The 6681-nt window shown below is 72.3% G+C and carries 6 protein-coding genes; all 6 read left to right on the forward strand.

Features of this window, described 5'->3' with window-relative positions; genetic code table 11:
• Nucleotides 1–410 (forward strand): DALR anticodon-binding domain-containing protein (locus GPJ59_RS31680; RefSeq protein ID WP_258025221.1); only part of this gene is annotated, 410 nt, incomplete at its 5' end.
• A 28-nt stretch (nucleotides 411–438) separates the two neighbouring features.
• Nucleotides 439–1830 (forward strand): diaminopimelate decarboxylase, encoded by a 1392-nt coding sequence (gene lysA, locus GPJ59_RS31685; RefSeq protein WP_219671364.1) that lies wholly within the window; start codon nucleotides 439–441, stop codon nucleotides 1828–1830.
• A 146-nt stretch (nucleotides 1831–1976) separates the two neighbouring features.
• Entirely contained in the window at nucleotides 1977–3278 is a 1302-nt protein-coding gene (locus tag GPJ59_RS31690) for a homoserine dehydrogenase (protein ID WP_219671368.1), read from the forward strand.
• Between the two features lie 6 nt (nucleotides 3279–3284).
• The gene (gene thrC / locus GPJ59_RS31695) at nucleotides 3285–4355 is read left to right on the forward strand and encodes a threonine synthase (protein ID WP_219671365.1); all 1071 of its coding nucleotides are present in this window, start codon (nucleotides 3285–3287) and stop codon (nucleotides 4353–4355) included.
• A 374-nt stretch (nucleotides 4356–4729) separates the two neighbouring features.
• A complete protein-coding gene (gene thrB, locus GPJ59_RS31700) occupies nucleotides 4730–5656 on the forward strand; it encodes a homoserine kinase (RefSeq protein WP_219671366.1) in 927 nt (308 codons plus the stop codon).
• Between the two features lie 454 nt (nucleotides 5657–6110).
• The coding region (locus GPJ59_RS31705) for a Rho termination factor N-terminal domain-containing protein (RefSeq protein ID WP_219671367.1) at nucleotides 6111–6681 on the forward strand (571 nt) is incomplete at its 3' end.

The raw sequence follows: 6681 nt of genomic DNA on the forward strand, positions 1-6681 counted from the left end.
CCCGGGTGCGGTCCCCCCACCCCCGCGCCCGCCCCCTCGTACGAACCCCCCCCCAGCCGGGTTCCCCCCCCGATACCGGGCCCCCCCCCGAGCCCGAGCCCCCCCCCGTCCCCCCCCCCCCCGCCGTAGCCCCCGCCACCGCCGTAGCCCCCGCCCCCCTCCTCCAAGCCCTCGCCGACCACCCCCTCGCGCTCGACGCCGCCGCCCACCACCGGGCCCCCGAGCGGCTGGCACGCCACCTCGTCCTGACCGCCGACGCGCTGCTCGACTTCCAGCACCACGTCCTGCCCCTCGGCGACGAGAAACCCTCGGCCGCCCACCGCGCCCGGCTGGCCCTTGCCGAAGCCGCCGGGACGGTGCTGGCCGGCGGCCTGGCCCTGCTCGGTATCGGCGCTCCCGAGTACCTCTGACCACGTAGACCACGTAAGCGAGATTGTGATGAGCCGTTCCGCCCACCCCGCCGGCCCCCGCCACGCCGCCGACCTGCCCGAGGGCCACTACTCCCCGCCGCCCGCCGACCTCAACCGCCTCGACGAGAAGGTCTGGGCCCGCACCGTCGCCCGCGGCGAGGACGGCGTCGTACGCGTCGGCGGGATCGAGGTGACGCGGCTCGCCGAGGAGTTCGGCACGCCCGCGTACTTCATGGACGAGGACGACTTCCGGGAGCGCTGCCGCGCCTGGGCGCACGCCTTCGGGCCGGACGCCGACGTGTTCTACGCCGGCAAGGCCTTCCTCTCCAAGGCCGTCGTGCGCTGGCTGCAGGAGGAGGGCCTCAACCTCGACGTCTGCTCCGGCGGGGAGCTGGCCACCGCGCTCGCCGCCGGGATGCCCGCCGGGCGCATCGCCTTCCACGGCAACAACAAGTCCGTCGCGGAGATCCGCCGCGCCGTCACGGCCGGGGTCGGGCGGATCGTGCTCGACTCCTACGAGGAGATCGCCCGCGTCGCGCACGTGGCCGCCGGACTCGGGGTCCGCCAGCGGGTGCAGATCCGGGTGACCGTCGGCGTCGAGGCCCACACGCACGAGTTCATCGCCACCGCGCACGAGGACCAGAAGTTCGGCATCGCCGTCGCCGACGGGGCCGCCGCCGAGGCGGTGCGCCGGGCCCTCGGCCACGACAGCCTGGAGCTCATCGGCATCCACTCCCACATCGGCTCGCAGATCTTCGACATGGCCGGCTTCGAGGTCTCCGCCCGCCGCGTCGTGCAGCTGCTGGCCGCCGTACGCGACGAGCACGGCGTGGAGCTGCCCGAGATCGACCTCGGCGGCGGCCTCGGCATCGCCTACACCCCCGAGGACGACCCGCGCGAGCCGCACGAGATCGCCAAGGCGCTCACCGAGATCGTGGCGCGCGAGTGCGAGACGGCCGGGCTGCGCGCCCCGCGGATCTCCGTGGAGCCGGGCCGGGCCATCGTGGGGCCGACCGCCTTCACCCTCTACGAGGTCGGCACGATCAAGCCGCTGAAGGGGCTGCGTACGTACGTCAGCGTCGACGGCGGGATGAGCGACAACATCCGCACCGCCCTCTACGACGCGGAATACTCCGTGGCGCTCGTCTCGCGCAGCTCCACCGCCGAGCCGATGCTCTGCCGCGTCGTCGGAAAGCACTGCGAGAGCGGGGACATCGTCGTGCGGGACGCGTTCCTGCCCGCCGATCTCGCCCCCGGCGACCTGATCGCCGTACCGGCCACGGGCGCGTACTGCCGCTCCATGGCCAGCAACTACAACCACGCCCTCCGCCCGCCCGTCGTGGCGGTGCGCGGCGGTGCGGCGCGGGTGATCGTCCGGCGCGAGACGGAGGAAGATCTCCTGCGACTCGACCTCGGATGATGAAATTGGTGTCTCAGCCCGTGGACCGAGGATGGAAACTCGTGTCCATTGCGTGAGACTGGTTCACACCTGGTTGACACCTGGTCCGCAATTCGGTGGACCAGGGCCGGTTCGTAAGATCGAAATCGAAAGGCGTAGGTCGAATGATGCGTACGCGTCCGCTGAAGGTGGCGCTGCTGGGCTGTGGAGTGGTCGGCTCAGAGGTGGCGCGCATCATGACGACGCACGCCGACGACCTCACGGCCCGCATCGGCGCGCCCGTCGAGCTCGCCGGTGTCGCCGTGCGCCGCCCCTCCAAGGTCCGTGAGGGCATCGACCCGGCCCTGGTCACCACCGACGCCACCGCCCTGCTCAAACGGGGCGACATCGACGTGGCCGTCGAGGTCATCGGGGGCATCGAGCCCGCCCGTACGCTCATCACCACCGCGTTCGAGCAGGGCATCTCCGTGGTCTCCGCCAACAAGGCGCTGCTCGCCCAGGACGGCGCGGCCCTGCACGCCGCCGCCGAGCAGGCCGGGCTGGACCTGTACTACGAGGCCGCCGTCGCCGGCGCCATCCCGCTGGTCCGCCCGCTGCGCGAGTCCCTCGCCGGCGACAAGATCAACCGGGTGATGGGCATCGTCAACGGCACGACGAACTTCATCCTCGACAAGATGGACTCCACCGGCGCCGGCTACCAGGAGGCCCTGGACGAGGCCACCGCGCTCGGGTACGCCGAGGCCGACCCCACCGCCGACGTCGAGGGCTACGACGCCGCCGCCAAGGCCGCGATCCTGGCCGGCATCGCCTTCCACACCCGGGTGCGGCTGGACGACGTCCACCGCGAGGGGATGACCGAGGTCAGCGCCGCCGACTTCGCCTCCGCCAAGCGCATGGGCTGCACCATCAAGCTGCTGGCGATCTGCGAGCGGGCCTCGGACGGCGAGTCCGTCACCGCGCGCGTGCACCCCGCGATGATCCCGCTGACCCACCCGCTGGCCTCCGTCCGCGAGGCCTACAACGCGGTCTTCGTCGAGGCGGAGGCCGCCGGGCGGCTCATGTTCTACGGTCCGGGGGCCGGCGGCGCGCCGACCGCCTCCGCCGTCCTCGGCGACCTGGTCGCCGTCTGCCGCAACAAGCTCGCCGAGGCAACGGGGCCCGGCGAGTCGGCGTACACCCAGCTGCCGGTCAGCCCCATGGGCGAGGTCGTCACCCGCTACCACATCAGCCTCGATGTGGCGGACAAGCCGGGTGTCCTCGCGCAGGTGGCGACGGTGTTCGCCGGGCACGGCGTGTCCATCGACACCGTCCGGCAGCAGGGTCATCCAGAAAGCGTCGGCGACGGGGCCTCCCTCGTCGTCGTCACCCACCGGGCCCCCGACGCCGCCCTCTCCGGGACCGTCGAGGCGCTGCGGAAGCTCGACACCGTGCGCGGTGTCGCCAGCATCATGCGTGTTGAAGGGGAGTAAGGACCCATGAGCAGCAATCGCACCCATCAGTGGCGAGGGATCATCGAGGAGTACCGCGACCGGCTTCCGGTGACGGAGACGACGCCGGTGGTCACGCTTCGCGAGGGTGGCACTCCGCTCGTCCCCGCTCAGGTCCTCTCCGAGCGCACGGGCTGCCAGGTGCACCTGAAGGTCGAGGGCGCCAACCCCACCGGGTCCTTCAAGGACCGCGGCATGACCATGGCCATCACCAAGGCCAAGGAGGAGGGCGCCCAGGCGGTCATCTGCGCCTCCACCGGCAACACCTCCGCCTCGGCGGCCGCGTACGCGGTGCGCGCCGGCATGGTCTCGGCCGTGCTCGTCCCGCAGGGCAAGATCGCGCTCGGCAAGATGGGCCAGGCCCTCGTGCACGGCGCCAAGATCCTCCAGGTGGACGGCAACTTCGACGACTGCCTGACGCTGGCCCGCCGGCTGTCCGACAACTACCCGGTGGCGCTGGTCAATTCCGTCAACCCGGTGCGCATCGAGGGCCAGAAGACGGCCGCGTTCGAGATCGTGGACGCGCTCGGCGACGCCCCCGACATCCACGTGCTCCCGGTCGGCAACGCGGGCAACATCACCGCGTACTGGAAGGGGTTCAAGGAGTACAAGGCCGACGGCCTGGCCTCCCGCACCCCCCGCGTGTGGGGCTTCCAGGCCTCCGGTTCCGCGCCCATCGTGCGCGGTGAGCCGGTCAAGGAGCCGCACACCATCGCGACGGCCATCCGGATCGGCAACCCCGCCTCCTGGGACTATGCGCTCGCGGCCCGGGACGAGTCCGGCGGCTTCATCGACGAGGTGACGGACCGCCAGATCCTGGCCGCCTACCGGCTGTTGGCCGCCCAGGAGGGCGTGTTCGTCGAGCCCGCCTCCGCCGCGTCCGTGGCCGGCCTGCTCAAGGCCGCCGAGGAGGGCAAGGTCGACCCGGGCCAGACGATCGTCTGCACCGTCACCGGCAACGGCCTGAAGGACCCCGACTGGGCGATCGCCGGCGCCCCGCAGCCGGTCACCGTTCCGGTGGACGCCGAGGCCGCCGCCGTACGCCTCGGCCTGGTCTGACCCGTCGATTTCCGGCCACCCGCCGGAGCGTCGGGCGGCCGCCCCGTCCGCGGATGCCGGGTTCCGCCACCGTGCGGAACCCGGCAGACCCGCCGGTATCGCGCCAAAAGCCCTGCGATACCCCGCGACACGCATCGTGCGCCTCCTGTGCGCCCTATGTCGCGACAGAACCTTCCTTCGATACGCTGTACTTACATCCGCCACCGCGCTCGCGACGCGGTGCTGCCCTGTGGGCCTTCGGGTGTCGCGGGTTCTCCAGTACATTCACAGCGTTCATAGCGTTCACAGCCACAGCATTCACAGCGTTTTCAGCAATCACCGCGAAAGATCTCGCCGCGAGGATCTCGCACAGTCACAAGGAGTGTCATCGAGCGATGGCCGGTCCAGCGTTCCGCGCCGCCGCCGTACGGGTGCGCGTCCCCGCCAGCAGCGCCAACCTCGGCCCGGGATTCGACGCCTTCGGGCTGGCCCTGGGACTCTACGACGACGTGGTCGTCCGGGTGGCCGACTCCGGCCTGGACATCGACATCGCCGGTGAGGGCACCGACACCCTGCCGCGTGACGAGAGCCACCTCCTCGTGCGCTCCATGCGCACCGCCTTCGACCTGCTCGGCGGGCAGCCGCGCGGCCTGGAGGTCGTCTGCGCCAACCGCATCCCGCACGGCCGCGGCCTCGGCTCCTCCTCCGCCGCCATCTGCGCCGGTATCGTCGCCGCCCGCTCCGTGACCATAGGCGGCGAGGCCCGGCTCGACGACACCGCGCTGCTGGAGCTGGCCACCGAGATCGAGGGCCACCCCGACAACGTCGCCGCCTGTCTGCTCGGCGGCTTCACCCTGGCGTGGATGGACGGCGGCAGCGCCCGGGCGATCAGGATGGACCCCGCGGATTCCATCGTTCCGGTGGTCTTCGTGCCCTCGAAGCCCGTCCTGACCGAGACCGCCCGCGGCCTGCTGCCGCGCAACGTCCCGCACGTGGACGCCGCCGCCAACGCGGGCCGCGCGGCCCTGCTCGTGGAGGCCCTGACCCGGCGCCCCGAGCTGCTGCTGCCCGCCACCGAGGACAAGCTGCACCAGGAGTACCGCGCCCCGGCGATGCCCGAGAGCGTGGCACTGGTGAACCGGCTGCGGGCGGACGGAGTGCCCGCGGTCATCTCCGGCGCGGGCCCCACGGTCCTCGCGCTGGTCGACAACGACGCGGCCGACAAGGTCGCGCAGCTCGCGGGCGAGGGGTGGGCGGCCAACCGGCTGGCACTCGACGTCGCGGGCGCGAGCGTCCTTCCGCTGGGCACGCAGGGCAGCTAGGCCTTGTGTGCCGGCCGTGTCCCGGGCAGGACACGGCCGGCGGCCCGGTACGGGCGGCCTGGGCAGGCCGCCCGTACGGAAGGCGCGATTGCCGGTGAGTGAGAGGGGGAATGTCTGTTGGATCCGGTAGTGTTAATCTCAAGTACGCATCGGAAGCCGCAACGGCTCGGTGTTCAGTGTCCCCATCCGGGACCACCTCTCTTCCGGGAGCCTCCCCAACTGCTTTGATCGCTGCCAGGCAGTTTCGAGCACGCTCCGGAATCGGCGTGACACATTCCCACGCTTCCAGCTGGGGAGCTTCTCGCCGGAACACTTGCACGCATCTCCCCTCCGCCGTATCCACTGTCGGCGGACCACCGCCCCGACACGGTCCACACACCTAGGACCGAGGTCGGACAGCACAACCGGTCGCCGAGCCAGACAGGCCGACGTCCGCTCCAGGGAAGGACCCTTCGTGAGCGACACCACCGATCTGATGGGCGTTGCCGACGCTTCCGTCGACACCAGCGCCCCCGCTGCGGGCACCGCCGCACCCAAGCGTCGCCGCTCCGGCACCGGCCTCGAGGGCATGGTCCTCGCCGAGCTGCAGCAGGTCGCGTCGGGCCTCGGGATCAGGGGCACCGCGCGGATGCGCAAGAGCCAGCTGATCGAGGTCATCAAGGAGGCGCAGGCCGGTGGCGGCAGTGCCGCCAAGCCCGCCGCCGACGCCGCCGAGGCCAAGCCGAAGCGCCGCGCCACCAGCAAGGCCCGTACGGGTGAGACGGCCGAGGCGCCCGCCGCCGAGAAGCCGGCGGTCCCCGCGCAGATCGAGATCCCCGGGCAGCCTGCCAGCGGTGACGCGCCGGCCGGCGAGCGCCGCCGCCGTCGGGCCACGGCCCCCTCCGGCAGCCCGGAGACCGCTGCCGCGGCCACCACCGTGGTCACCGCCGAGCCCAAGGCCGAGCCGAAGACCGAGGCCGCGCCGGCCGCGCAGCCCGAGGCCAAGGCCGACACCAAGGCCGAGGCCGCCGTCTCCGCCCCGGAGA

It is taken from the genome of Streptomyces bambusae (assembly GCF_019400985.1).
Taxonomy (GTDB): domain Bacteria; phylum Actinomycetota; class Actinomycetes; order Streptomycetales; family Streptomycetaceae; genus Streptomyces; species Streptomyces bambusae_A.

Bases quoted from the DNA above. Each gene is read 5' to 3' on its own strand.
- thrB (WP_219671366.1), top strand. From the start codon at position 4,730: ATGGCCGGTCCAGCGTTCCGCGCCGCCGCCGTACGGGTGCGCGTCCCC.
- lysA (WP_219671364.1), top strand. From the start codon at position 439: ATGAGCCGTTCCGCCCACCCCGCCGGCCCCCGCCACGCCGCCGACCTG.
- thrC (WP_219671365.1), top strand. From the start codon at position 3,285: ATGAGCAGCAATCGCACCCATCAGTGGCGAGGGATCATCGAGGAGTAC.
- GPJ59_RS31690 (WP_219671368.1), top strand. From the start codon at position 1,977: ATGCGTACGCGTCCGCTGAAGGTGGCGCTGCTGGGCTGTGGAGTGGTC.